Below are 25,478 nucleotides of genomic sequence, written 5' to 3' on the forward strand. Positions count from 1 at the left end.
GCTATTCGTTTTTTTAGTGATAAAAAGCTGAATTGATTCGTTAAGGAAAACTCCGGCGCACCGGTAACTTTAAGGAGTAAATACTGGTATTGCTTTTTATTGATTCCGGACAATACCACCTGGTTATCCGCAATATATTCCAGGTTTTGGCGCAGGCTATACCGCAACAGCCAGGCAAACGGATTGTACCAGTTTAAAATGCACATTACTTCGCCCCAGATTATATCTAAAGTGTGGCCTTGTTGCACGTGCACAAATTCGTGGCGAATTATTTCGGTTAATTCGGCCTCGGTATGGAGGCTCTTGTTCAGAAAAACGGCCCGCCCAAAAGAAAAAGGATTTATCGGCTGGTTTACCTGGTATACTTTTATGCTGCCATCCAGAACCAGTTGCGCCGTTTTTTTAAAACGAAGGTAACTTACCAACTGCACTCCCATTTTTACCAGCAGCAGTAATATTCCGGTCAGGAAAATAAATAAAAGCACTAACCAGGGGTCTATAGCTGTTATTTCGGAATTAGCAGGCAGTACTGGCGGGCCAGGCAAAGGTTGGGTGGTGTAACTTTCCAGGGCCGGTACATAAGTAATCAGCCGGGTAGTTGTATATTGGTTGGGCTGAATTAGTGCTGTAATATTTACGAGCGGCAGAAAAAACGACACCATTGAAAACCCTAACAAGTACCAGCGGTTCCAGGAATAAAAAGTAAGGTTTTGCAATACCAGCCGGTAAAAGAAATAGATTACACCCAGGCTTACCGATACTTTTAACAGATAAGCGAACAGAACAGGCATAAGGCTTTAGTTATTTAGGTTTATTTATCTTTTCCCTCAATTAAATTTATAATCTCTTTCAGCTCATCCGGCGAAAGCTTTTTCTGCTCCACAAAAAAATTAACCAGCTCTTTGTAAGAGTTAGAAAAGTAGTTTTGCACCACGCCGCTCATAAATTTCTTTTTGTAGTCGTTTTCGGTAATAGCGGGCTGGTACAAATAAGCGTTGCCTACTAGGCGGCTGGTCAGGTATTTTTTTTTCTCCAGGTTTTTAATGGTGCTGGCCAAAGTGGTATAAGGCGGTTTTGGGTCTGGAATATTATCTAAAAATAATTTCACGTGGCCTTCGCCGGTTTTCCAAACAGCCTGCATGGCTTGTTCTTCCTGGGGTGTTAGTTTTTCCATAACTGAATCTAATTTCCTCTTTATACTACGATGTTGTCATAATGTTACGAATATTTCGTAATACTACAAAATATTAGTAATTATTTTTTTATATCTTAATTGTTCCTGCGCTTTAAAATTTATGGCAAACGAATCCGTTAGTTTTGCTGTTAAGAGTAATGGGAGTTGCGGGTAAAATCTGTAACTTTGTTCCTCCTTTTTTTGAACGACGACAGCTCAGCAGCGATGGATTACCTTAAATTACTCAACGACTCACAACGGCAAGCGGTAGAACAAACCGATGGCCCGGTTATGATTATTGCGGGTGCCGGCTCCGGCAAAACCCGCGTGCTTACTTACCGGATTGCCCACCTGATAAACAAAGGCGTGGATCCTTTTAATATATTGGCTTTAACTTTTACGAATAAGGCCGCTAAGGAAATGCGCCAGCGGATTGAAAAAGTGGCCGGCGGCGAAGCTAAAAATATCTGGATGGGTACTTTCCACTCGGTATTTGCCCGCATTTTACGGGCCGAAGCGCCCAAAATTGGTTACCCCAGCAGCTTTACCATCTACGACACCGACGACTCCAAAACCCTGATCCGGAATATTGTAAAGGAAATGGACCTGGACGATAAATTGTATAAACCCGGCGTAGTACTGGGCCGGATTTCGGCGGCCAAAAACAAGCTTATTTCTTGGCAGCAATATAAAAACGATGCCACCATTCAGGCCGACGACGAAGCCGCTTTGCGCCCTAAAATTGGCAAAATTTACGAAACGTACCAGAACCGCTGCTATAAATCCGGCGCGATGGATTTCGACGATTTGTTGTTTAATACCAACGTACTCTTCCGCGACCACCTGGATGCCCTGAACAAATACCAGCACTTGTTTAAATACGTAATGGTAGATGAGTACCAGGATACCAACTACTCGCAGTACCTGATTACGCGTAAACTGGCTGCCAAAGACCGTAATATTTGCGTGGTCGGCGACGATGCCCAAAGTATTTATGCTTTTAGGGGTGCCGATATTCAGAACATCTTAAACTTTGAGCGCGATTACCCCGAGCTGCAAATATTTAAACTAGAGCAAAACTACCGTTCTACCAATAATATTGTGCAGGCCGCTAATTCGGTTATTAAAAATAACAAAGCCCAGCTACGCAAATCGGTTTTTACCGACAACGAAGAAGGCCCGCTGATTGAAGTAATAAAAGCCAACTCCGACAACGAAGAAGGCAAACTGGTGGCCAACGCTATTTTCGAGGAAAAGATGAACAACCACCTTTCTTACGAAGACTTTGCTATTCTGTACCGCACCAATGCCCAAAGCCGCGCCATGGAAGAGGCTTTGCGCCGCATGAATATTAAATACCGCATTGTGGGCGGTTTGTCTTTCTACCAGCGCAAAGAAATAAAAGATTTAATTTCGTACCTGCGCCTCACTGTAAACCACAACGACGAGCAGGCCCTGCGCCGGGTTATCAATTACCCCAAACGCGGTATCGGCGACACCACCGTAGAGAAGTTAATTGTTACGGCCAACGAAACCAACCACAGCATTTGGGAAGTGGTTAGCCATGCCCGTAATTTCCTGGGTGGCCGGGTAGGCACCTCCATCGATGATTTTGCGACTAAGATAAAAAGCTTTACCGTACTGGCCGAAACCGACGATGCTTTTGAAGCGGCCAAGCACATTGCGAAACAATCCGGTATTATCGAAGATTTGTACGCCGATAAATCCATTGAAGGTGTAGCACGTTACGAAAACATTCAGGAACTATTAAACGGGATTAAAGAATACGTAGACGATCCGGAAAAAGAAGACAAAAGCCTTTCGGCATTTTTACAGGATATTGCCCTGATTACCGATGTTGATACCAAGAAAGAAGATAACGGCGAATACGTTACCCTCATGACTATTCACTCGGCCAAAGGTTTGGAATTCCGGAATGTATTTATTGTGGGCATGGAAGAAAACCTGTTCCCGAGCCAGATGATGCTAAACTCCCGGGCCGATTTAGAAGAAGAACGCCGTTTGTTTTACGTAGCCATTACCCGCGCCGAAAAACGCCTTACCCTCTCCTATGCCACCAGCCGATACCAGTGGGGCAATTTACGGGCCTGCGAAAAGAGCCGCTTTATCGACGAAATAGAACCGGCTTTCTTGAATTTCCAGTACGGCGAAGCCCCAAGTTCTTTTGATAAAGTACTGAAGAAAAAACCTACGTTAATTGCGCCGGCACCTAAAAAAGCTACCAATTATGTACCCTCCGCCGATTTTGTACCCAGCGACACCTCTAACCTCCAGGCCGGAATGCGCGTAGAGCATCCCAAATTCGGTTTTGGCGTGGTGGCCAAAATGGATACCCAGGGCAACAGCACCAAAGCCATTATTGAGTTTGAAGAAGCCGGTGAAAAAACCCTGCTCCTCAGCTTTGCCAAATTGCGTATTCATGAGTAGATTCTAGACGCTAAATATTAGACGCTAGATTATAAAAACAAAGTTTCTTCCTAAAGAAAAAATCTAGTGTCTAATATCTTACGTCCAGCATCTAAAAAAAAATATTACCTTTGATCGTTAAACCTTACCTATATGGTTGCTAATTCATCTTTTAAACAAGAGTTGCTGTTACGCGAGTACGGCATCAATGTCCAGAATATTGTAAAATACATTCTTACCGTTCCGGATAAAGCCGATCGTACCCGCATGGCTACTTTGCTGGTGAACCTGATGGCCAAATTAAATCCCAGCCTGCGCGATATTCAGGATTCGCCGCAAAAGTTATGGAACCACCTGTACGTGATGTCGGATGCTAAGCTGGATGTAGATAGCCCTTACCCGCTGAGCGCCATGGAATACCTGAACGATAAGCCCCAGCGCATGGAGTTGCCTACCCAGGTACCCACCTATAAACACTACGGTAAAAATGTAGAGCACCTGATTCAGCGGGCCATTGCATTAGAAAACCCAACCGAACGCGAAAACGCTATTATTTCGATTGGTAAACTCATGAAAACGCTGTATAAAACCTACAACCGCGATAATATTACCGACGAAATAATTCTGAATAACCTGCGGGAATTATCGAAAGGCAAACTGGATATGGATTTGGCTTATGTAGAAGCCAATAATTTGTTCGATTCGAATGTTAAAACCAGCAATAGCAACAATTATTCTAACCAGAACAACCAGCAAAACAACCAACGGAAAAAGCAAAATAACCAACAGCAGAATAACCCGCGGAGAAAGCAATAATTAAACGGCTGGCCCTTACCTGAAACCGGTTTTACTAAGTTAAAACCGGTCATTTTTTTTAAATTTTTTTTTAAAAAACCCGCATGTAAAACGCTATAAAAATCTTGATTTTAAATAGCTTTTACTATTAACGTATTACTTACAATTTAAAACTTTATTAATGGCCTCTTTTGAAGTTATAGGCGGCAACCGGCTGCAGGGTGATATTCATCCGCAAGGTGCCAAAAACGAAGCTTTACAAATAATTAGTGCCGTACTGCTTACCGCCGAACCGGTTAAGATTTCGAATGTTCCGGATATCCGCGACGTAAATAAATTAATTCAGATGCTTGCCGACCTGGGCGTGAAAGTTACCCGCAATGCACCTGATACGTATACTTTCCAAGCCGATGACATAAACCTGGAGTATTTACAGACCGATGCTTATGTGGCACAAGGACGGGCTATCCGGGGTTCGGTAATGATTATGGGCCCTATGCTGGCCCGCTTTGGCACCTGCAAATTACCTAAACCGGGCGGCGATAAAATTGGCCGCCGCCGCATGGATACCCACTTTATTGGCTTAGAAAAACTGGGTGCTACTTTCTCTTACGATTCCCAGGATAGTTTCTTCCATATTTCGGCGCCAAATAAATTAAAAGGTACTTACATGCTTCTGGATGAGGCCTCGGTAACCGGAACGGCTAATATTGTTATGGGTGCGGTTTTGGCCGAAGGCATTACCACCATTTACAATGCCGCCTGTGAGCCTTACCTGCAGCAGTTGTGTAAAATGTTGTGCCGGATGGGCGCCAAAATTACCGGCATTGGTTCTAATTTATTAACCATAGAAGGCGTAGAAAAATTAGGTGGCACCGAGCACCGCATGCTCCCCGACATGATCGAAATTGGGTCTTTTATGGGTTTAGCCGCCATGACCGGTTCCGAAATTACCATTAAAAATGCGCAAATATCAGAGTTAGGTATTATACCGGATACCTTTAAGCGCTTGGGTATTAAAATGGAGTTCCAAGGCGATGATATATATATTCCGGCCCAGGACCACTACGAAATAGACACGTACATTGATGGCAGCATCTTAACCATTGCCGACCAGATTTGGCCGGGCTTTACGCCCGATTTAATTAGTGTGGCCCTGGTAACCGCTACGCAGGCCAAAGGCACCGTACTCATCCACCAGAAAATGTTTGAAAGCCGCTTATTCTTTGTTGATAAATTAATTGATATGGGCGCGCAAATTATACTTTGCGATCCGCACCGCGCTACAGTTATTGGCCAGAACCGGCAGGTTCCGCTGCGCGGCATTACCATGACCTCACCGGATATCCGGGCCGGGGTAGCTTTGCTTATTGCCGCGCTTTCGGCCGATGGCCGCAGCATAATCGAAAATGTTGAGCAAATAGACCGCGGCTACCAATACATCGACCAACGCTTAAACGCCATTGGTGCCCAGATTAGAAGGTTGTAAAAGAATAATAATCATAAACCAAACAGAAGCGCCGGGTAAATTTGCCCGGCGCTTCTGTTTTATACCAAAAAATATATCAAAAATTGTATGTAGTTTTCTTATGGATTTTAGAGCGTAACTCATCTTTTAGATAGAACACAACCTGGCCAGGCCGCTGTTTCATTCCACTTTAAAATCATAGAAAAGATGAAACTTCTAACTATTATCGCCCTATTTCTTACCCTGTTTATCCGCTGCCAGGCTAATACCGAAGACACTCCTGCCGAACAGGCTGAAACCATTTATACTACTTTACCTGCCCCTCCTGATAATCGGGCTGAACGGTACGAAGAACAATCAGAACTAAGAGCTTCCCACCCAGCTTACGATCAGGAAATAAGAATAACAGAACTGAATGAAGCGACTTTAATGCCCGAAAAAGTAATCCGGCATGCTTACCTGCGTATACAAGTAAAAGATTACGCCGAAAGTACCACGGCTTTAAAGCATTATATCCATCAGCGAAAAGCCATTATTTCCAACGCAAAGGAAGAAAGAACCAATGGCAACCTGGAAAACTCTCTAACCATTCGGGTAGCAGATAATAATTTTGATTCTTTAATTGATGATTTAGCCAAAGAAGGCATTTACCTCGATTACAAAAATATTTCGGTTAAAGATGTTACCGAAGAATATATAGATGTGGCTACCCGGCTTAAAACAAAGAAAAAAGTAGAAGAAAGGTACCTGGCTTTGCTCGCGCGGGGCAGCAATGTAAAAGATATTTTAGCTATTGAAACCGAACTAAAATCGTTGCAGGAAGAAATAGAATCTACCGAAGGCCGGCAACGGTACTTACAAAACCAGGTGGCTTACAGCACCATTATCGTAAATTATTACCAACCCATCGCGAAAAACACACCACCAAATAATGCCTTTATTCCTAGCATTATAAATGCCTTAGCCCAGGGTTGGGAAATCTGTTTATCCTTTATTTATGGCTTTATTAAATTATGGCCTTTTTGGCTTTTACTCATTATGCTGATTTTATTAATCCGCAAGATCAGGAGCCGGCGTTTAGCCATTCTAAACTCCCCGTCTGTTTGATTTTATTCACTCCTTACTGTGGGTTTGTGCCGTTCGCTAACTCTTCGCACAACCCAAGCATAACTTAAGATTTGATTTTGGACAAACGTTTACTCGTTGGTTTGTGCCCTTACCAACCGACGAGTAAGCCTTACCTAATCCGGAATATTTTGTTTCTTACTTCCCCGGTATAACTCAAACTTTAATAAACGGCATTCAATGGGGCCATTGTACAGCGGAATGCGGCGGGAAGTGCGCAAGCCAATATTTTTGGCGGCCTCCAGGTTGCCGGTAAAAACGTAAGCATCGTAGCCCGAAAAATTGGTCTTTAGGGTATCGCCAATGGCGCGGTACAAGTCGTTAATCGATTTTTCGTCGGTACCCAGGCGCTCGCCGTAAGGCGGATTCAGCATAACCACGCCGGTTTCGCCAATGCCTCTGGCTTCGCGCATATCGCGGACCCGCACCCGTATTTCGTCTTCGAGCTGGGCCTGGGTAATATTCTGGCGCGCAGCTTCTATGTAATCGCGGTCAATATCCGAACCAATAATTTCCAAATCTGTTTCGGGTAAGCGCTGGGCCTGGGCTTCCTGTATAACCTGGTCGTAAATTTTTTGGTCGAAATTAGGCCAGTTTATAAATCCAAAATTATTTTGCCGGTACAAACCCGGGGCGATATTATAAGCCAACATAGCCGCTTCAATTAACAAAGTGCCCGAACCACACATGGGGTCAATAAACGGTGATTGCCGGTCCCAGTTAGATAATAAAATAAGCCCGGCGGCCAGTACTTCGTTTAAAGGAGCCACGTTGGTCTGCTGGCGGTAACCCCGCCGGTGCAAAGAATCGCCGGATGCATCTAGGGCCAATGTTAATTGGTTTTCGTGCATGTGCAGGTTAATCCGCACATCGGGCTGCGTTACGTTTACATCGGGTCGGCGGCCGGTTTTATGCCGAAACTGATCGACAATGGCGTCTTTGGTAAGTTGCGACAGAAACAACGAGTGCTGAAAAGTAGATTTACTAACTACGGCGTTAATGGCAAAAGATTGGTCTACCGCTAAATAATCCTGCCACTGAATGCGACTTACTTTCCGGTAAAGGTCTTCTTCGTTGCGGGCGTAAAAAGAAGCAAAAGGCACTAAAATCCGGATGGCGGTGCGGCACCAGATATTTGCGGCATACAACAAGCGTTTATCGCCGGTAAATTCTACCGCCCGCGTAGCCATTTTTATATTTTGCGCCCCTAAGTCGGCCAATTCCTGCGCCAGCACTTCTTCTAAACCAAACTGGGTAGTAGCAATAATATCAAAAAACTTCTCGGCCATGCAACTTATATTTGTATTGTTATAAGAAAGAACAAACTTACCTATTTTCGGGTAAATTACTGGGCTAAGGTCTTACAACTGTTAATTTTATACGGTGGAATACCTAAAAGTTTAGTTAGCACTTAATGCAATCCGGAACTAAACACTGCTAAATAAAGTACTGGGGCCAAATTAGTTTATATTTTTGCGTTGGATTACTACCTCTAAATGGAATTAAAAAGAAATTACCCGCTTAAAAACCTGAATACTTTTGGCATGGATGTAATTGCCCGGCAATTTGCCAGCTTTACAAGTGTATTGGAATTACAGGCATTGCTGCAAAACCCCACCATAGATAAAAGTAATTTGCTTATACTGGGTGGTGGCAGCAATATTTTATTTACCCAAAATTTTGAAGGTACCATCCTGCAAAACAAAATTGGCGGCATAGAAATAACAGAAGAAACCGCAGATTACGCCTTGGTTAAAGCGGGTGGCGGCGTTACCTGGCACGATTTGGTGGTGTTTACCATAGACAAAAATTTAGGCGGCATCGAGAACTTGTCGTTAATACCCGGTACGGTAGGTGCGGCTCCTTTACAAAATATTGGGGCGTACGGGGTTGAGCTTAAAGATGTGTTCGATAGCCTGGAAGCCGTAGAAATAAGCACCGGGGAAATATTCTTTTTCGATGCCGATAAATGCGCTTTTGGTTACCGCGAAAGCATTTTTAAAAAAGAACTGAAAGGCAAATATATTGTTACCCACGTTACTTTAAAACTGCAGAAAGAGCCGGTTTTTAATACGTCGTACGGAGCCATTAAAAGTACCCTGGAACAAATGCAAGTGCAAGAACTTAGTTTACGGGCAGTAAGCGAGGCTGTTTGTGGCATCCGTCGTAGCAAACTCCCCGACCCGGCGGTCATTGGCAATGCAGGTTCGTTTTTTAAAAACCCGGAAATAAGCCCTGCTGCTTTTGCCGCTTTACAAGCCCAATTCCCAACTATTCCCAGCTACCCGGCTCCCGGCGGGCAGGTAAAAGTGCCGGCCGGCTGGTTAATTGAGCAAAGTGGCTGGAAAGGCAAAAAAATAGATAATTACGGGGTGCACAAAGACCAGGCGCTGGTCCTGGTAAATTACGGCGGCGCAAAAGGTAATCAAATCCGGGATTTGGCGCACGAAATAATAAAATCGGTAGAGGCAAAATTTAATATTACGCTGCACCCGGAAGTAAATATTATTTAATCTTTCCTCTAAACAGCAAAGCCGGTTAAATGAGCCGGCTTTACTGTTTAGGAATTATACTTACTCTAAATAAATAACTGGTACTGCAACACCAAAGCTCCCCGGCGGCCGCTTACCCGCTGATTTAGATTGTAGTAAGGCCGATTCTGGTAATCTAAAGTAAATTTGGCTTTTTGCCCGCTAAGCAAATAATTCAGTCCAATATCGTACACATTAGTAGGACCGTTTAGCAGCTCAAATTTACCGTGGTAAAAAGTAGCATAAGGTTGTAACTGGCCATTGTCGGCACCTAGTAAATCGCGGCGGAATAAATAACCTAACTGGCTATAAATAATTTGGCCGGTACCAATCATGGGAATGCCGTTACCTCCGCCACTTACGGCACTTAAATTAGGGTCTGTAGAACGGGCATCAGCCGGGTTCATTTGCGCCAGCGTACGCATGTAATTGGGGCCAAAATCGTAGTTGTAATAACCTAAGTAAGCCGTTATGGCACTACCCGACTCCGGATTTAAAGGAGTGTCCAGAAAGCTTTCGGCCGACCATAAAAGCATGTTGTGGAATTTAGTTTGATTTGCTGCATCTAATGTCCAGAGGGCATTTTTCTGACTCATAATACCGCCACTAATGTTAAGTACTTTTTTCTTGCCCAAATAAGTGCCGGTCATATACGGGGTGGTATGGCCTTCGTGCTCCCAAAACTGGTACATTAAATAACCCTGATATTGCTTGTGGTGCCCTACTCCGGCAAAAGTAGCATTGGCCGTTGCCACCGGTGTTACCCCCGAAGAACTATAAGGAAATGGGTCGCTGATAACGGCCCGGTAATCAAATTTGCCTATCTGGCCGCGGGCGTAAACGCTTAATTTGCGGTCGAACTGATCTATCTGGTCTACGGTAGCTTGGGCGAAAACCGGCGCATCAAAAGCCAGCAGCGTACCAATGCTGGGCTGCGTAAAACGAGATAAGCCATTGGCTACTGTTAAACCGGCCCCAATTTTAAGTTCATTGTTTTTGGTAAACCGATACTCGCCCACCGCATCATGAAAAAATGCCGCTACTTTACGGTTGCCGCTTATCTGAGAATTGATGTTGTAATTATTCTGGCCAAACTGGAAGTACAGAAAAGCCCGTTCGGTAATTTGCCCAAATAGCTGAATGCGGGTTCGGCGCAAGCCAATATCAAAAGTGTTTCTGGCTGCTTCGCCTTGCACGGTGGTGCCGGGGTTGCTTTGGTTATACCGCAGCCAGGTTTGGTTTAAAAAGGTAGCCTGAAAATAACGACTGCCACTCGGGTTTAAATTAAATTTTAAAGGTTTGTCTTCCGCCGTGTTTTTAGCCGCCAAAGGCATCTCGCCGCCCAAGGTTTTAGCTGCGGTAGAATCAGTCTGGGCAAAAACGGTATTTACCGATACCAACAGTACCAGGAATGAAAATATTTTAATCATGTGATAAAAGTAAATAATACAAAGGTGCCGCATTGGTTAGCCAAGCTACACCACGTTAACTGAATATTAAATAACTATAGATAATGGCAATGGTACCCGAGAGAATACCAGAAAACTATATGCGGAGTAATCCGTGGAGAATGAATAACGAGAAGGTTTTAATCCAGGAGTTATAGTTTAAAAACGGTTTTACTGTAGGCTGAAAGCAATGTGGCTTAGGAAAAGGTAAAGCCGGTAAAAATGACTCCTTGGCGTGCCTGGTTAAATCGTTGGTTGACTCTTCGGTAACCAGGGAGCAGCAATTTGTTTCCTGCTCCGGTTCAGTTGGCGTAGCATGCTGATGCGCAATACTTTCTATCCATACTACTGTTTTGCCAATTTCAGGTAAAGGAATAATGGCGGTAGTTCGGCTTAAAAAAGCTAACAGCACCACTACCCAGAGACCAATAAAATACCGGTTACCAAAGTTGGGCATAAAATATATTTAGTTATCTGCCGGAACGGGGCAAACTTAATCATTAACCTTTGTTTTAGCCAGTCTTCATTAAGTAAATAACAAAGATTAACCAATCGGCTGCGGCAAATCGGGGTGGTAAGGCAAAGCAAAACGTTCAATTATTTACACTTGTGTGCCAAGCCGTAGGCAAGAATTTCACCTTGATAGAAGTTAGAATACTGCTCTCCAACTTAGTTTAAAATAAAAAGCCAGGTTAATATTTACCTGGCTTTATACATTCAATAATTACTTAAATAAAAACATTATATATAACTCATTACCAAATAAATATTATATATAATTTATTTATGAATTTAAATTAAAAATTACTTCAAAACCACCAGCGAAACGCCATCGCCGCCGCGTTCTATGTGCTCGTTGGCAATGCTGGCTACTTCTTTTACACTCCGTAAATAATCACGGAGTACTTGTTTTAGAATACCATTACCCCGCCCGTGAATAATTTTAATTTCGGGAATGCCCAACATAATAGCATCATCTACAAAAGACATCAACTGCGTTAAAGCATCCTCGGCACGTTGGCCCCGCACATCTAAAGTCGGACTAAAATCAGCCATCCGCTGGGTCAGGTTCATACCTTGCCGGGAGGGCTCGTTATTTTCCTTTTTAGGTTTGGGCATTTGCCCTTCTACCCTTTCCAGGTTCTCCAGCTTTACAATGGTTTTAATGTTACCAAACAATACTTCGGCGGTTTTCCCTTTAATTGAAATTATTTGCCCTACCGAATCCTGGCCAATCAGTGAAACCAAATCACCGGTCCGGAGCTCGCCTTTATCTGTACTCCGGCGCCTCAGCACGCGCGGCTCGGTTTTAATATTTTCCTGCGTAAAGGTTTCGAGTTCCTGGCGGGCCAGTTTGGTTTGCTCTTTCTCGGCCTGGCTTTCTTTTATACGCTGAATAGTTGCTTCTATCTGCTGATTGGTATCTTTGAGTAATAATTTGGCTTTCTGTTTTGCTTCGGCCATAATGCCGGCTTTGTTTTCTTCCAGCAAATCTTTCAGATCGGCATATTCTTTTGCCGATTGCCGCATTTTTCGTTCCTGAATGCCCAACTCCCGGTTTCGTTTTTCCAAATCAGCTTTTTCGGCTTCCAACTCTTCGAGCAAGCGGTCGTAACGGATTTTATCCCGACCGGCCAAATTGCTGGCTTTGTTCACTATTTCTTGCGGTAAACCAATCTTACGGGCAATTTCAATGGCAAAAGAACTGCCGGGTTTGCCAATATTTAACTGGTAAAGCGGCTTAAGCTCTTTGTGGTCGTAGCGCATGGCTCCGTTTATAATACCGGTGGTACGCTGCGCAAAGTTTTTGAGGTTGGTATAGTGGGTGGTAATTACCCCGTAAACCCCCTGCTGATTTAGTTTTTCCAGTACGGCTTCGGCAATGGCCCCGCCCAACTGCGGTTCGGTACCGGTACCAAACTCATCAATTAAAACCAAACTTTTTTTACCCGCCAGCACTACAAATTGCTTCATGTTTTGCAAGTGCGAGCTGTAGGTACTTAAATCGTTTTCCAAAGATTGCTCATCGCCGATATCAATAAAAATATCTTCGAAAATACCGGCTTCGGAACCTTCGTCGACCGGAATAAGCAAACCGCACTGCAGCATGTACTGCAGCAAACCAGCTGTTTTTAAAGTAACGGATTTACCCCCGGCGTTTGGCCCCGAAATAAGTAAAAGGCGTTGCTCCCGATCGAGGGTTAAGGTTAACGGTACAACTTCGCGGCCTTGGGCTTTGAAATTTAAATACAGCAAAGGGTGCCGGGCATTTTGCCATTTAACCAACGGATGTTTATACAGGTTGGGCATGGTGGCCTCGGTGCGCAGGGCATACAAAGCTTTGGCCCGGATAAAGTCCAGCAGCCCCAGGTATTGGTAAGCTTTGCGCAATTCTGGTATAAAAGGCCGCACCTGGTTGGTTAAAGCCGTTAATATCCGGATTAATTCGCGGTGATAAGCATTCTCTAAATCTTTAATGTCGTTATTTAATTCAAATACGCTATCTGGCTCAATATAAACAGTTTGACCCGTAGTAGACTCATCGTGAATTAACCCTTTCAGACGACGTTTATACTCGGCTAAAACAGGAATAACAATCCGGCCACCGCGTACGGTAGGCTCAGCATCGCCGTTTGTCCAGCCGGAAGCTTTTGCCTGTTTCAGGACCGATTGAATTTGTTTCCGCAACAAACCTTGCTGGTGAATTAAATCGGCTTTAAGGCGCGCCAGTTCCGGCGAAGCATTGTCACGTACCACGCCGTTATCGTCTACCACTTTGTCCAGGGCTGCTAGTAAATGCCGGTCGACCAGAATAGCCTCACCAAGGGCACGCAAATTTGGATATAAATGCGCTTCGGATTGGGAGAAAAAGGTTAAGGCCTGCCGGATGGTACGCAACGACATTTTAAGCTCATAAAAAGCTTTTACTTCCAGAAAAGAGCCTTCAATAGCTGCCCGGTTAAGATGCTCGGTCACGTCAAAATAATGCGCCGTCGGAAAATCGCCGCCGGCCAATAGTACGCTTCTGAATTCGTGCACCTGGTTCAGGAGCTTTTGCACCAAATCATAACGGGTAAGATACTGCATCCGGGTGACAAAAAACTGACCCAGCGGACTTAAGCAGAGGCCGGTTAAGCTTTCCCGAATCTGGGTAAACCCAATTTTATATTCGAAATTTTGTGGATATATCAATGTTCTTAGTTTTATTTTAACCTTAAATTTTACCCGATTTATTTACGCACCAGGTAAGTAATGTATAACAGTTTAGGCCTAAAATTAATTTTATTTTCGCTAAATATTTCAGAATAAATTTCTGGCCGAAAGCTACTTGCTCTCTCCTACCTGGTATTAAGGAAAAAAATTTGTAATTCTATCTCGTCGGCTTTGGTTTAAGCAAAATTATATACTTTGGTATTGGCAGCTTTCTTTTAATTAGGTGGCTGGTTAATCTAATCTTTAATATTTTAAAAATATTTCAACCTCCAACCCATACAACAGCTTAAAATATTAAAAATCAATATTTTAATTATCACCATTAAAAGAAATTGTATAATTAAAATTTTTCTTCTATTCCCAAGCCAAATAAAGCAAAATCATATTTAACCGGATCTTGCGCATCAAACTGTTGTAAATGGCGGGTGAGCTCAGTAGCCGTTTCCCAATCGGTTTGGGGGCGGGTAATCAGTCCGAGTTTGCGGGCCACCCGGCCCACGTGCACGTCGCAGGGGCAAATTAAGTCGGCCGGTTTAATGGTTTGCCAAAGCCCGAAGTCTACACCTTTATCATCGCTCCTAACCATCCAGCGCAAGTACATATTAATGCGTTTACAAGCCGATTTGCGGGCTGGGGTAGAGATATGCTTACTGGTTCGGGCCGGCGCTTCCGGTAAACTGAATACGGTGTTGTAAAAGTGCATGAGCCGCTCCCGTTGGGTCGTGAGCCTACCATTATTTGTAAAAGCATCTTCGAGGGTATGGTGCTGCTGGTAATATTTTTGCAAAAAGTAAACCAGGTAAAGCAGGTCAGTATCATTAAAGGTGCGGTGCTTAAAACCCAGTAAAGCTTTTAAGTCAGTTTCCTGGTGACTTTTAATAAAAGCAAAAGGCGCATTATCCATCCGCGCCATTAACTCCCGGCATTTTTTTATTATGGTAACCCGTTGGCCCCAGGCCAGCATTGCCGCAAATAAACCCGCAATTTCAATATCCTGCGGCTGCGTATAGGTATGCGGAATACAAATGGGATCGTTGGGAATAAATCCGGGTTGGTTAAATTTATTAACTTTATCTTCGAGTAAAGCTAATATTTGCTGGTGATTATACATTGATTTTTAGTTACCTATAAAATAAAACCCACTTGCGTAGCCTCAGCCAAACAAGTGGGTTTAATTTTAATCTTAATCTTTATCAGGGCATGTACGAAACTTCTACCCGGAAGCGGTTATCGATAGAAGCCAAACGCTGAAAAGCACGCTTCGATATCTTAACCACTACCTTATCGTTATTACCGGTATCGGGCAGTTTGCCAATAACCCGCACGTAAACGCTTTGGTTGTTCATGATATTTTTCACCTGCAAAATAGAACCAATGGGGGCCGTGCGGTGCAGCGCCAGGTATTTGTTGTTATTGCTGTTGCCGTCTATCAGTTCGGCTAAACCACTTTCGGTTACTTTGCTTACACTCTCTGATAAATTGGTGTTATTCTCTTCCGTGTCGGTTGTTTCGGTGGTTTCGCGCCGGATGGGTTCCGGTGTGGGGGTAGGCCTTACCGGTTCGTTTACTTTAACCACGGGTGGTTCTTCTACTTTTTTAATCGGCGGTTTGGCCGCAGTAGTTTTGTTTTTGTCCACGGTGTCGTCTACCTCGCCTACGTACTGCGGATTAGAAGTTGGCTTGGTACTGTACCCAACAATTAAATCGTCGCCTACATTTAAGTTATCGGAAGTTAAGTTATTCCATTTTTTTATATCGGTGGTACTAATGTTGTACATGCGCGCAATAGAATACAAGGTTTGCCGGGGCACTACCTGGTGAATTTTGTTGCCTTTGGCATCTACTACGTACGTGTACGGGGTGGAGGGAGTAGAATTAGCCGGATTAGCCACCGGTGTTGAAGTTACCGGAGCCGCCACGGGCGTTTTGCTGGGCACATATACAATTTGTCCTACCGTTAAGCCACTCTGAATATTGGGGTTGGCGTCTACAATCTGGTTAACGGGTACATGGTACTTGCGCGACAGAGCAAACAAAGTTTCTTTGGGCACTACTTTATGCACCACATAATTCTTTCCGTTTCGCTTTTCTATCCCTACTGAATCAACGGGCATAGCACCGGCCAAAGCGGTACCTTTTTGCAGCATTGCGCAAAAAACTGATGCTAAAAATACTTTCTTAAACATAATACTAAGGTAATCTAAAACCTGAAGGCCAACAACGACTTTTTATTTTTTATTAAAAATAAGTAACCCTCCAAAATGAAAAAATGGTCGGTACCTAATCCGGTTAAACCGGTACTAATTTCCTCCTCACCCAGCCATTTGCCTAGTTGGTTAAATACAGCCAATCGGTAAGCTTTAGCGCCATTATCCGCCAAGACATAATAACCCATAAGCAAATGCGCAGGGGTAGCCAGGTAATCAATAGCGGCCACGGCGCTTTGCCCGGTTTTAAGTTTTACAAAGCTTTTCAAATCGGCGAAGTAATTACTTGTTTCGGGATAATGCGCCGGCACCTGGTAAACCTTGGACTGCACGGCCTGGTAAGCCGCCAGCAAATCTGTTAAATTGGTGCCCGGCTCCCACCGTATTATTTCCGTTCCTGCCTCAATATTCAAGCCAATAAACGACTCGGCCATGGTAACAATAGGCCTAACTACTAGTAAATCCGGTGTAAAACCGTAAAAGCTAACACCCCGGCTTTGCCATTGTACCGTACCAGTACGCTGGTTTACGGCCATTATGCCATCGGGCTGGCCCAAACCTTGCTTACCGGTTTGGTGCAAAAATAAAAGGTTATCTCTTATGCCGGCTAAACCGGTCCACCAGCCATTTTCCGGAACATAATCTTTTACTATATTCTCTCCGGTACTAGCCCAAAACACTTGGTAATTAACAATTAATATCTCCGCATCGCGGCATTCTATTGCTATTTGGTTTGCCGTACCATCCAGCCTAATCTGCCAGATAGGATGCGCAAAATCGAGTTGATAAACCGGGGCAATATTGCCGGGGTGTTCCGTTAAGCTTTCTCCTTCCGCTTGCATCTTTGTGCAAATTTAAAAACAATTGCCTAGCCGCCCAACTAATTAATATTTTCGGCAGGAAATACACCGGATGCTGCTAAAAATATCTTAAGTTGCCGCGGCAGGTTAACGGGCACAAAGATTAAGCCAAGGGGTGTTTGGAGGAGGATTTACATTCTGAAACCATAATAATATTCTAAAAACAGGCAATATAACGTGTTGGCCCGCCAGTATAGAGTTGTATTTTATTTTAACCTGCTTTCCTATAGCGCCTTCGGTCGAGGGAAATTATTATGAAGATAATACTACCGGCTGCCAGCGAAATAAGTAAATCCTTGGCCGCTAAAGGCACCAGGCCAAAAAAGCTCTTCAGGAAAGGAATGTAGATTACCCCAATTTGCAATAATAGGGTGCTGGCAACTACTATAGTCATTAAAGGGTTGGTAAATAAGGAGAAAGGAGAGTGCGCAAAAGACCGCATGGCCGTTGCCTGAAAAACCTGGGCAAAACCAATGGTAGCAAAAATCATGGTTTGCCAGGTTAAGTCGTCCGGATTTTGCGGGTCGTAGTAAACCAAGGCTAAACTAAGGGCAATTACCCCTATAATAATACCTACCGTACCAAGTTGCAGAAAATCTTTTTTGCTCAGTGCTTCTTTTTTCGGGTCCCGGGGAGGGCGTTGCATAATACCTTCTTCTGCGGGTTCGGTGCCTAAACCTAAGCCTAACAAACCATCGGTTAGCAAATTAAGCCACAAAAGTTGCAAAGGCTGCAGCGCGATAGTCATACCGAAAAAAGGAGCCAGCAACATAACGAATACTTTGCCAATGTTGCCGGCCAGTGAAAATTTAATAAACCGGCGCAGGTTGGTAAATATTACCCGCCCCTCTTCCACCGCTGCTACAATAGTCGAGAAATTATCGTCTAACAGCACCATATCGGAGGCTTCTTTGGCTACATCGGTGCCGGTAATGCCCATGGCCACACCAATATCGGCTTTTTTTAAAGCCGGCGAGTCGTTAACGCCATCACCGGTCATGGCTACCACGTTACCGTTTTTTTGCAGGGCATCTATAATTCTTAATTTATCTTCCGGCGAAACCCGGGCGTAAACGGCGGTTTTGGCAGCTATTGGTTGTAAACTGTTTTCGTCCATTTTCTGCAGCATGGCGCCCGAAACGGTCTCGGGTTGGGAATCGAACTCCAGGGCAGCCGCAATGGCCGCAGCCGTTAAAGGATGGTCGCCGGTAATCATAACCGGCCTAATACCCGCCGCTTTACACTTGGCAACGGCGGCTTTTACCTCCAGCCGGGGTGGGTCAATCATGCCGGTAAGGCCAATAAAAGTTAATTCTTTTTCCAGGTCGGTATCTTTATTTTCGTCGTCCAGTACCCGGAAGGCAAAACCCAGTACCCGGATTCCTTGCTGGGCCAATCGGGCATTGGCTTCTTTAATTCTTTCTTCCCATTCTTCGGTAATAGGTACGCGGGTATTATTCACCCAAACCGAATCTGACACGCTAAAAACCGAATCTGGGGCTCCCTTGGTAAATATTACCTGGGAAGCATTTTGCGTAAAGCTTAAATATTCGGGTAAAGTACCTGTGGCGCGGTGAATAGTAGACATTCTTTTCCGATCGCTGTCGAAAGGAATTTCGTTAACCCGCGGAAACGTTTGCTGCAGGTCTTGTTTATAAATATTTCTTTGCGCTCCAGCTACCAATAGGGCAGTTTCGGTGGGGTCGCCCAATAATTTTTCGGAACCGGCTTCATGGGCAGCTAATTCCAGCGTAGCATCGTTGCACAAAACCGAAGCAGCGAGTAAAAAATCTAGGTTAGGGGCTGTTTGCGCCTTATTTATTTCCGGGCCAGTTTCTTTAAATGCAACGGTGTGTTCCGGCAAGTCTACCACCGTCACGGTCATTTTATTTTGGGTGAGGGTACCGGTTTTGTCGGAGCAGATAACAGTTACCGAGCCAAGCGTTTCTACGGCCGGCAGTTTGCGAATTAAAGCATTTCGTTTCAGCATTCTTTGGCCACCAATGGCCAGAGTAATGGTTACCACCGCGGGTAAACCTTCCGGAATTACCGCTACCGCCACACTAACGGCCGTCAGGAACATATCGGTCCAGGCTTTTCCGTTAATAATACCGGCCGCAAAAATAATAGCCGCAGCAATTATTCCCACCAAAGCCAAAAGCTTACCTAGTTTGTCCAGTTTCTCCTGCAGCGGTGTTTTAGAAGGACCTACGGCACCAATCAGGTTTGCAATTTTCCCTAACTCGGTGGCCATACCGGTGGCTACCGTTATACCGGTACCCCGGCCATAAGTAACAATCGTGCCCATATAGGCCATATTAATGCGGTCGCCGAGCGGCAGGTCTTCTTTGGTTAAGGGTTCTGAAATTTTCTCGACCGGTTCAGACTCCCCGGTTAAAGCCGCTTCCTGTATTTTCAGGTTAAAAGATTCCAGCAGGCGTAAATCGGCCGGAATAACATTGCCGGCTTCAAATTCTACTATATCGCCGGGTACCAGTTCGTTGGCGGGCAGTTCTCTTACCACGCCGTTGCGGCGCACCCTTACCGTGGGCACCACCATTTGATTAAGAGCAGCCATAGCATTTTCGGCCCGGTATTCCTGAAAAAAGCCGAGGAAACCAAACAGCAGCACAATGGCTAAAATGGCAATGGCTTCGGTAGTTTTTCCCAGGAAAGCCGATAGCACCGCGGCGGCAATTAATATCAGTACCATTACCTCGGTAAACTGCTGCAGGAGAATTTTAAACGGGCTTCTGCGCTTTTTATCTGCCAGTTTATTGGCGCCATATTTTTGCAACCGAAGCTTGGCTTCTTCCTCCGAAATGCCTTTTGCAGAAGTATTAAGCTCGCCTAAAAGTGCCTCAAGGGTACTGGTATACCAACTTTCCATGGTTTAAGGAATTATTTACAATACAAAAAAACGGCGTCTGCCGTAAAATCTGCTGATTCACCCGGCCTCACAAATAAACTGTTCTAATTCCTACCAGCGTGCCAGCGCGATAAAATTAAGTTAAATGCCTCTAATTTTGACCTGCTCATGATAAACAAATAATACGCATTACGCAGAAAAAACTGAGTACAGAAAATTTAGTCTTTACAGGTGCTAATTAAAATAAAGGTTTAATTACTATTTAAAGGATTAATTAGATGCTGATCATTGGCAATATTTACTATCACCTTAAACCTCCGTTCCGGTAAAATAGATATTTCTTGGGGTGGGCGGAAAAAGACGGGCCGTAAAAATGCTTCTTTCACCCCAAAAGGTTGTTTCATTTTTACCGGATTGCGGTGCCTGCGGCTGGGTGTAATTTTTAGGCGCAAATTAAGCGCTTGCAGGTAAGGCTTCGTTTTCTGAAAAAAGTCCGGAACTTCAGATTATTAGCGCTGTTACCCGTTGCTTAACCTGCGACTAGATTATACCTGCACTGTCGGGTGGAAAAATTAATTTTAAAAATCTAAAAACATTATGTTCCTTGTGGCATCTTGGAAAGATAAACCTGACAGCAACGAAATAGAAACTGCTAAGAGAGGAATTTAATTTGAATAATTGTGATAAATATGAATAGTATCGGCATTATTCCGGCGCGCTACGCCTCTACCCGTTTTCCGGGCAAGCCCCTGGTGCAGATTAACGGCAAATCTATGATCCGGCGGGTGTATGAACAAGCCAGTAAAGCCCGGTTGCAGCACGTATTGGTGGCCACCGACGATGAGCGCATTTTAGCGGAAGTACAAAGTTTTGGCGGCAATGTTGTTTTAACTGCCACCGACCACCAAAGCGGTACCGACCGTTGTTTTGAAGCTTATACTTTGTTTAACGAGCCCTGCGATTTTATTATTAATATTCAGGGCGACGAACCTTTTATTCAGCAGGAACAAATTAACCTGGTAATTGATTTATTTGCCTCACCGGCCACGCAGTTGGGCACTTTGGTAAAAAAAATAGATAACCAAGCCGAATTATTTAACCCTAATTCGCCGAAAGTAATTCTGGATAACCGGCAGCAGGCAATATATTTCAGCCGCCACCCCATTCCGTACGTGCGCGGGGCTGCCCCCGAACATTGGTTAGAGAAACACCCGTTTTACAAGCACATTGGCATTTACGGTTACCGTTCCGATATTCTGGAGCAAATTACCCAATTACCCCCGTCAGCGTTAGAATTGGCCGAATCGCTGGAGCAGTTACGGTGGTTGGAAAACGGTTTTAGAATAAGTACCGCCCAAACCACGCAGGAAAATATTGGCATCGATACGCCCGAAGATTTAGAAAAAGCCCTGAACAGAACGGATATTTAATATTCCGGTTTTTCTAAAAAATAGATTTTTATACCGTTTTATAGCATGGGGCTTATTTTAACTTTATTGCTGCAGATGTTTTGGTCGGCAGCAGACCCGGATTGGCAAACGCCTTACGAAAAAAGTAAAGGCCAGGCCACCGCAACCTACGAGGAGTGTATTGCTTTTTACGAAAAATTAGATGCCGCTTATCCGGAGGTAAAATTAGTTACCGCCGGCCCCACCGACTCAGGCCGGCCCTTGCATTTATTAATATACAGCCAGGACAAAGATTTTGACCCGGTTTCGCTCCGGCAAAAAAATAAAAGGTTTTTACTTATTCAAAACGGCATTCACCCCGGCGAGCCCGAAGGAATAGACGCTTCTATGTTGTTGGTCCAGGATTATTTGCAGAACAAAAAGCGCCAGGCCGCTTTGCAAAACCTGGTACTCTTAATTATTCCGGTGTACAACGTAGACGGCGCCTTAAACCGGAACCGCACCACCCGCGCCAACCAAAACGGCCCCGAAAGTTATGGTTTCCGGGGCAACGCCCGCAACCTGGATTTAAACCGCGATTACATAAAAACCGACTCGCGGAATGCCCGCACGTTTACCCAAATATTCCGGGAGTGGCAACCCGATGTTTTTGTGGATACCCATACGTCTAACGGGGCCGATTACCAACACGTAATGACCTTAATTGCCACCCAAAAAGATAAATTAAACCCGCATGTAAGCCGCTATTTAACCCAAAACTTGTTACCCACCTTACAAAATGCCATGGCCCAGGCCAAATTTCCCATGGCTCCTTACGTCGATAGCAAAGGCACCACGCCCGATACCGGCTTGCTGGGTTTTATGGATGCGCCGCGGTACTCATCGGGTTATGCGGCTTTGTTTAACACCATTGGCTTTACTACCGAAACCCACATGCTGAAACCCTTTCCGGAGCGGGTTAAGGCTACCTATGCTTTTTTAGACATAATGGTAAACACCGTAAGCAAGCAGTCCGCTCAAATTGCTACTGCCCGCCAGCAAGCCGAAAAAGATATATTAACCCAAACGGTTTTTAATTTAAACTGGAAATTAGATACCACGCAAGTGGGCCAGATTCCTTTCCGGGGTTATGCGGCTCGTTATAAAACCAGCGCTGTTAGCGGGCAGCAACGGCTTTACTACAATCGCAAAGCACCTTACGTAAAAAACATACCTTATTTTAATACCTTTATTCCTACGGTCTCGGTGCAAAAACCAAAAGCTTACCTGGTGCCGCAAGCCTGGGGCGAAGTAATAAACCGGTTGCAACTTAACCAGGTACACATGCGCGCCTTACCCACCGATACCGTGGTAAATGCCCAGCTATATTATATCGCCGATTATAAAACCGGAACCAAACCGTACGAAGGCCATTATTTACACAACAGTGTGGTTTTACGGACCGAAACGAAACAAACCAAATTTTTAAAAGGCGATTATATAATTTACCTGAATCAGCCGGCCAATCGGTATTTGGTAGAAACGCTGGAACCGCAAGGCATGGATTCTTTTTTTAACTGGGGCTTTTTCGATGCTATTCTGCAGCAAAAAGAATATTTTTCGGATTATGTTTTTGAAGATTTAGCGGCAGAGCTGCTGCAAAAAGATGCGCGCCTCCGGCAACAATTCGAAACCTGGAAGCAAACCAACCCGGCAGCGGCAAAATCGGGGGCGGCGCAACTGGATTTTATTTACCGCCACTCGCCTTATTACGAGCCCAGCCACCTACGCTACCCCGTAGCCCGTATTTTTTAAATTACTGTTTATGAAAGTCAAGCTTTATGCTTTTGGCACGATATTGTCAGAAAAATATATAAATTTAAGCTAATATTCAGGCTTTCTCTTGGGCATTATTGCAGATTATTATTTCTCTAAGTAAAATTTAAAGCCTCAATTATTCAACTCCAAAACGCCAAGCTACTTGTCTACTGTTTTAGAAATTCATAAACTATCCAAAAAATACCCGGGTGGCGTGCAGGCCCTCGATAACCTGACCCTGCAAATAGAAACCGGTAGTATTTACGGATTATTAGGCCCCAATGGTAGCGGCAAAACCACTACTTTGGGTATTGTTTTAGATGTACTGCAGCCCAGCAGCGGCACGTTTAGCTGGTTTGGGCAACCGCTGAGCAAAGAAAGTAAACGCCGCGTAGGTGCGCTGCTCGAAACGCCTAATTTTTACCCGTATCTCAGCGCTTACCAAAACCTGCGCATCGCTGCCAATATTAAAAAAGCAGATCCAAGGCAAATAGATGAGGTGTTGCAAACGGTGGGTTTGTTTTCGCGCCGGAACTCGGCGTTTAAAGGTTTTTCGTTGGGTATGAAACAAAGGCTAGCCCTGGCAGCGGCTTTGCTCGGCAACCCCGAAGTACTCGTACTAGATGAACCTACCAATGGTCTGGACCCGCAAGGGATTGCAGAAGTACGGGAGCTGATAATGCAGGTGGCCGCACAAGGTAAAACCATTATTATTGCGAGCCATTTGCTCGATGAAGTGCAGAAAGTTTGTACCCACGTAGCCGTGCTGCAAGCGGGCAAGCTTCGCACTGCCGGGCGCGTAGAGGCCATTCTGGCCCAAAACGACCAGGTCATTATCCGGACCGAAAACATGGTGGCCGCTTTGGCTATATTAGGCCAACTACCCCAGGTGCAGCAATTCCGGTCCGAAAAAGAGTATCTGGCACTTACCTTAGCTCCCGGCTTTACCAGCACCGATTTAAACCAGGAATTCTTTCGGCAAGGATTGGTTTTAAGTGAAATTACCGTCCGGAAAAAAAGCCTTGAAGCGCAATTTCTGGATATTATTAACGATATAAATTCGCCACGGGCATGACCGAATTACTCTTAACCGAACTCCGTAAAATTATTCCTTACCGCACTTTCTGGACAATTTTAGGCCTGTATGCCGGCTTTCTTTTTCTTTTTGTATACGCCAGCAGCAATTTTAGTATAAATGGCCAAACTGCCGGTACCGGTATTTACCAGTTTCCCGGCATCTGGCTTAAACTAACTTACATTGCCAGTTATTTTAACTTGCTCCTGGGTATCCTGCTTATTATTTTAATTACCGATGAATATACTTTCCGGACTTTCCGGCAACAGGTGATTGATGGTTGGTTTCGCAGTGATTTGGTAATTGGGAAAGCCTTACTGATACTTACATTAGGTATTTTGGCCACCCTGCTGGTTACAACTATCGGGTTAATTTTTGGGCTTTCGCATACGCCCCAGGTTACTACCAGCCAAATATTTAAAGGTGCAAACCATTTGATTTACTACCTGATACAAGCCATGGGGTACATGAGCCTGGCGGTATTTTTTGGTTTCCTGATTCGCAAAAGCGGGCTGGCTGTTATTACCTTTTTGCTTTACGCCAAAGTGGTGGAACCGCTGGTACACTACCAACTCGACGATAATTTAGATAAATATTTCCCAATGAAGGTTTGGGGCAGTTTAACGCCTACGCCGGGCCAGGAAATTTTGGATTCGTTTACCGGCCCTACCATTGCTTTAAGTCCGTCAGAAGCAGTATTGCCGGCACTGTTTTATAGCAGTGGTTTGCTGCTGTTGTCGTATTTATTGCTGCGCTGGCGCGACTTGTAAAATATTGCCGCAACCCCATTACGAATAAAAAAGCCCGGTTAAGCCGGGCCTTTTTATTTGCACTTTAACATTTAAATTATTGATTCAGACTATTGTAATGGCTGATAATAACCACCAAATCACGGGCATCGTTGTACTCTAGTTTATTCTTCTTTACAAAATCCTTCATGTGTTTAGACTGAGCGCCGAATAAATCTTCTAAATCTCTTTTGGGATTGCGTAAGGCAATAATTTCCTGCCGGGGCATACTGTACAAGAAAAACTGATCCTGCACCACTGTTTGGTAGCGCGGCCCGCCGTAATTATACCC

Annotated in this window: 19 protein-coding genes and 1 pseudogene; 9 read left to right on the forward strand and 11 right to left on the reverse strand. The window is 44.5% G+C overall.

What is annotated here, in order from left to right; translation table 11 throughout:
• Together ACO1R6_RS08970 and ACO1R6_RS08975 are read right to left on the reverse strand one after the other, a co-directional pair.
• Positions 1–791: M56 family metallopeptidase (locus ACO1R6_RS08970; protein ID WP_486264036.1), on the reverse strand; the 791-nt coding region annotated here is incomplete at its 3' end.
• Between the two features lie 20 nt (positions 792–811).
• On the reverse strand, positions 812–1,174 hold the full coding sequence (locus tag ACO1R6_RS08975; RefSeq protein ID WP_486264038.1) for a BlaI/MecI/CopY family transcriptional regulator: 363 nt from the start codon (positions 1,172–1,174) through the stop codon (positions 812–814).
• A gap of 225 nt (positions 1,175–1,399) precedes the next feature.
• Here ACO1R6_RS08975 and ACO1R6_RS08980 point away from each other — a divergent pair, with 225 nt between their 5' ends.
• The 4 genes from ACO1R6_RS08980 (at position 1,400) to ACO1R6_RS08995 (ending at position 6,971) form a co-directional block, all read left to right on the forward strand.
• A complete protein-coding gene (locus ACO1R6_RS08980) occupies positions 1,400–3,622 on the forward strand; it encodes an ATP-dependent helicase (protein WP_486264072.1) in 2,223 nt (740 codons plus the stop codon).
• Positions 3,623–3,754: 132 nt separating this feature from the next.
• On the forward strand, positions 3,755–4,417 hold the full coding sequence (locus ACO1R6_RS08985) for a DUF4290 domain-containing protein (protein ID WP_486264040.1): 663 nt from the start codon (positions 3,755–3,757) through the stop codon (positions 4,415–4,417).
• Between the two features lie 160 nt (positions 4,418–4,577).
• The gene (murA, locus tag ACO1R6_RS08990) at positions 4,578–5,885 is read left to right on the forward strand and encodes a UDP-N-acetylglucosamine 1-carboxyvinyltransferase (RefSeq protein WP_486264042.1); all 1,308 of its coding nucleotides are present in this window, start codon (positions 4,578–4,580) and stop codon (positions 5,883–5,885) included.
• Positions 5,886–6,071: 186 nt separating this feature from the next.
• Complete coding sequence (locus tag ACO1R6_RS08995; protein ID WP_486264044.1) at positions 6,072–6,971, forward strand: DUF4349 domain-containing protein; 900 nt, start codon at positions 6,072–6,074, stop codon at positions 6,969–6,971.
• Positions 6,972–7,105: 134 nt separating this feature from the next.
• On the opposite strand, the gene ACO1R6_RS09000 is transcribed toward ACO1R6_RS08995, so the two are convergent.
• Entirely contained in the window at positions 7,106–8,278 is a 1,173-nt protein-coding gene (locus ACO1R6_RS09000; protein WP_486264046.1) for a THUMP domain-containing class I SAM-dependent RNA methyltransferase, read from the reverse strand.
• Positions 8,279–8,485: 207 nt separating this feature from the next.
• Here ACO1R6_RS09000 and murB point away from each other — a divergent pair, with 207 nt between their 5' ends.
• On the forward strand, positions 8,486–9,502 hold the full coding sequence (murB, locus tag ACO1R6_RS09005; protein ID WP_486264048.1) for a UDP-N-acetylmuramate dehydrogenase: 1,017 nt from the start codon (positions 8,486–8,488) through the stop codon (positions 9,500–9,502).
• Between the two features lie 65 nt (positions 9,503–9,567).
• Here the strand turns inward: murB and ACO1R6_RS09010 are convergent, their stop codons facing one another.
• From ACO1R6_RS09010 to ACO1R6_RS09040, 7 genes are all read right to left on the reverse strand, one after another.
• Positions 9,568–10,950, reverse strand: a complete 1,383-nt coding sequence (locus ACO1R6_RS09010) for a hypothetical protein (RefSeq protein WP_486264050.1) — start codon at positions 10,948–10,950, stop codon at positions 9,568–9,570.
• A 115-nt stretch (positions 10,951–11,065) separates the two neighbouring features.
• Positions 11,066–11,425 (reverse strand): hypothetical protein, encoded by a 360-nt coding sequence (locus ACO1R6_RS09015; protein ID WP_486264052.1) that lies wholly within the window; start codon positions 11,423–11,425, stop codon positions 11,066–11,068.
• A gap of 347 nt (positions 11,426–11,772) precedes the next feature.
• Positions 11,773–14,160 carry an endonuclease MutS2 gene (locus ACO1R6_RS09020; RefSeq protein WP_486264055.1) on the reverse strand — a complete coding sequence of 796 codons (2,388 nt, stop codon included), beginning with the start codon at positions 14,158–14,160 and terminating at the stop codon, positions 11,773–11,775.
• Positions 14,161–14,521: 361 nt separating this feature from the next.
• On the reverse strand, positions 14,522–15,292 hold the full coding sequence (locus tag ACO1R6_RS09025) for a TIGR02757 family protein (RefSeq protein ID WP_486264057.1): 771 nt from the start codon (positions 15,290–15,292) through the stop codon (positions 14,522–14,524).
• A gap of 82 nt (positions 15,293–15,374) precedes the next feature.
• Entirely contained in the window at positions 15,375–16,367 is a 993-nt protein-coding gene (locus ACO1R6_RS09030; protein ID WP_486264059.1) for a LysM peptidoglycan-binding domain-containing protein, read from the reverse strand.
• 14 nt (positions 16,368–16,381) lie between these two features.
• Positions 16,382–17,230, reverse strand: coding sequence for a DUF4905 domain-containing protein (locus ACO1R6_RS09035; RefSeq protein ID WP_486264061.1), 849 nt, complete (start codon positions 17,228–17,230; stop codon positions 16,382–16,384).
• A gap of 229 nt (positions 17,231–17,459) precedes the next feature.
• The gene (locus ACO1R6_RS09040; protein WP_486264062.1) at positions 17,460–20,138 is read right to left on the reverse strand and encodes a cation-translocating P-type ATPase; all 2,679 of its coding nucleotides are present in this window, start codon (positions 20,136–20,138) and stop codon (positions 17,460–17,462) included.
• A 668-nt stretch (positions 20,139–20,806) separates the two neighbouring features.
• On the opposite strand from ACO1R6_RS09040, the gene kdsB reads away from it, so the two are divergent.
• The 4 genes from kdsB to ACO1R6_RS09060 all read left to right on the forward strand — a co-directional run bounded on the left by kdsB (position 20,807) and on the right by ACO1R6_RS09060 (position 25,168).
• Entirely contained in the window at positions 20,807–21,547 is a 741-nt protein-coding gene (gene kdsB, locus ACO1R6_RS09045) for a 3-deoxy-manno-octulosonate cytidylyltransferase (RefSeq protein WP_486264064.1), read from the forward strand.
• A gap of 45 nt (positions 21,548–21,592) precedes the next feature.
• Positions 21,593–23,320, forward strand: coding sequence for a M14 family metallopeptidase (locus ACO1R6_RS09050; RefSeq protein ID WP_486264066.1), 1,728 nt, complete (start codon positions 21,593–21,595; stop codon positions 23,318–23,320).
• A 166-nt stretch (positions 23,321–23,486) separates the two neighbouring features.
• Complete coding sequence (locus tag ACO1R6_RS09055; RefSeq protein WP_486264068.1) at positions 23,487–24,398, forward strand: ABC transporter ATP-binding protein; 912 nt, start codon at positions 23,487–23,489, stop codon at positions 24,396–24,398.
• A complete protein-coding gene (locus tag ACO1R6_RS09060; protein WP_486264070.1) occupies positions 24,395–25,168 on the forward strand; it encodes an ABC transporter permease in 774 nt (257 codons plus the stop codon). The genes ACO1R6_RS09055 and ACO1R6_RS09060 overlap by 4 nt, the downstream gene beginning before the upstream one ends.
• 76 nt (positions 25,169–25,244) lie before the next feature.
• On the opposite strand, the pseudogene ACO1R6_RS09065 reads toward ACO1R6_RS09060, so the two are convergent.
• Positions 25,245–25,478, reverse strand: a pseudogene (locus ACO1R6_RS09065) (hypothetical protein); the annotation flags it as partial.

The organism is Adhaeribacter sp. (assembly GCF_057359045.1).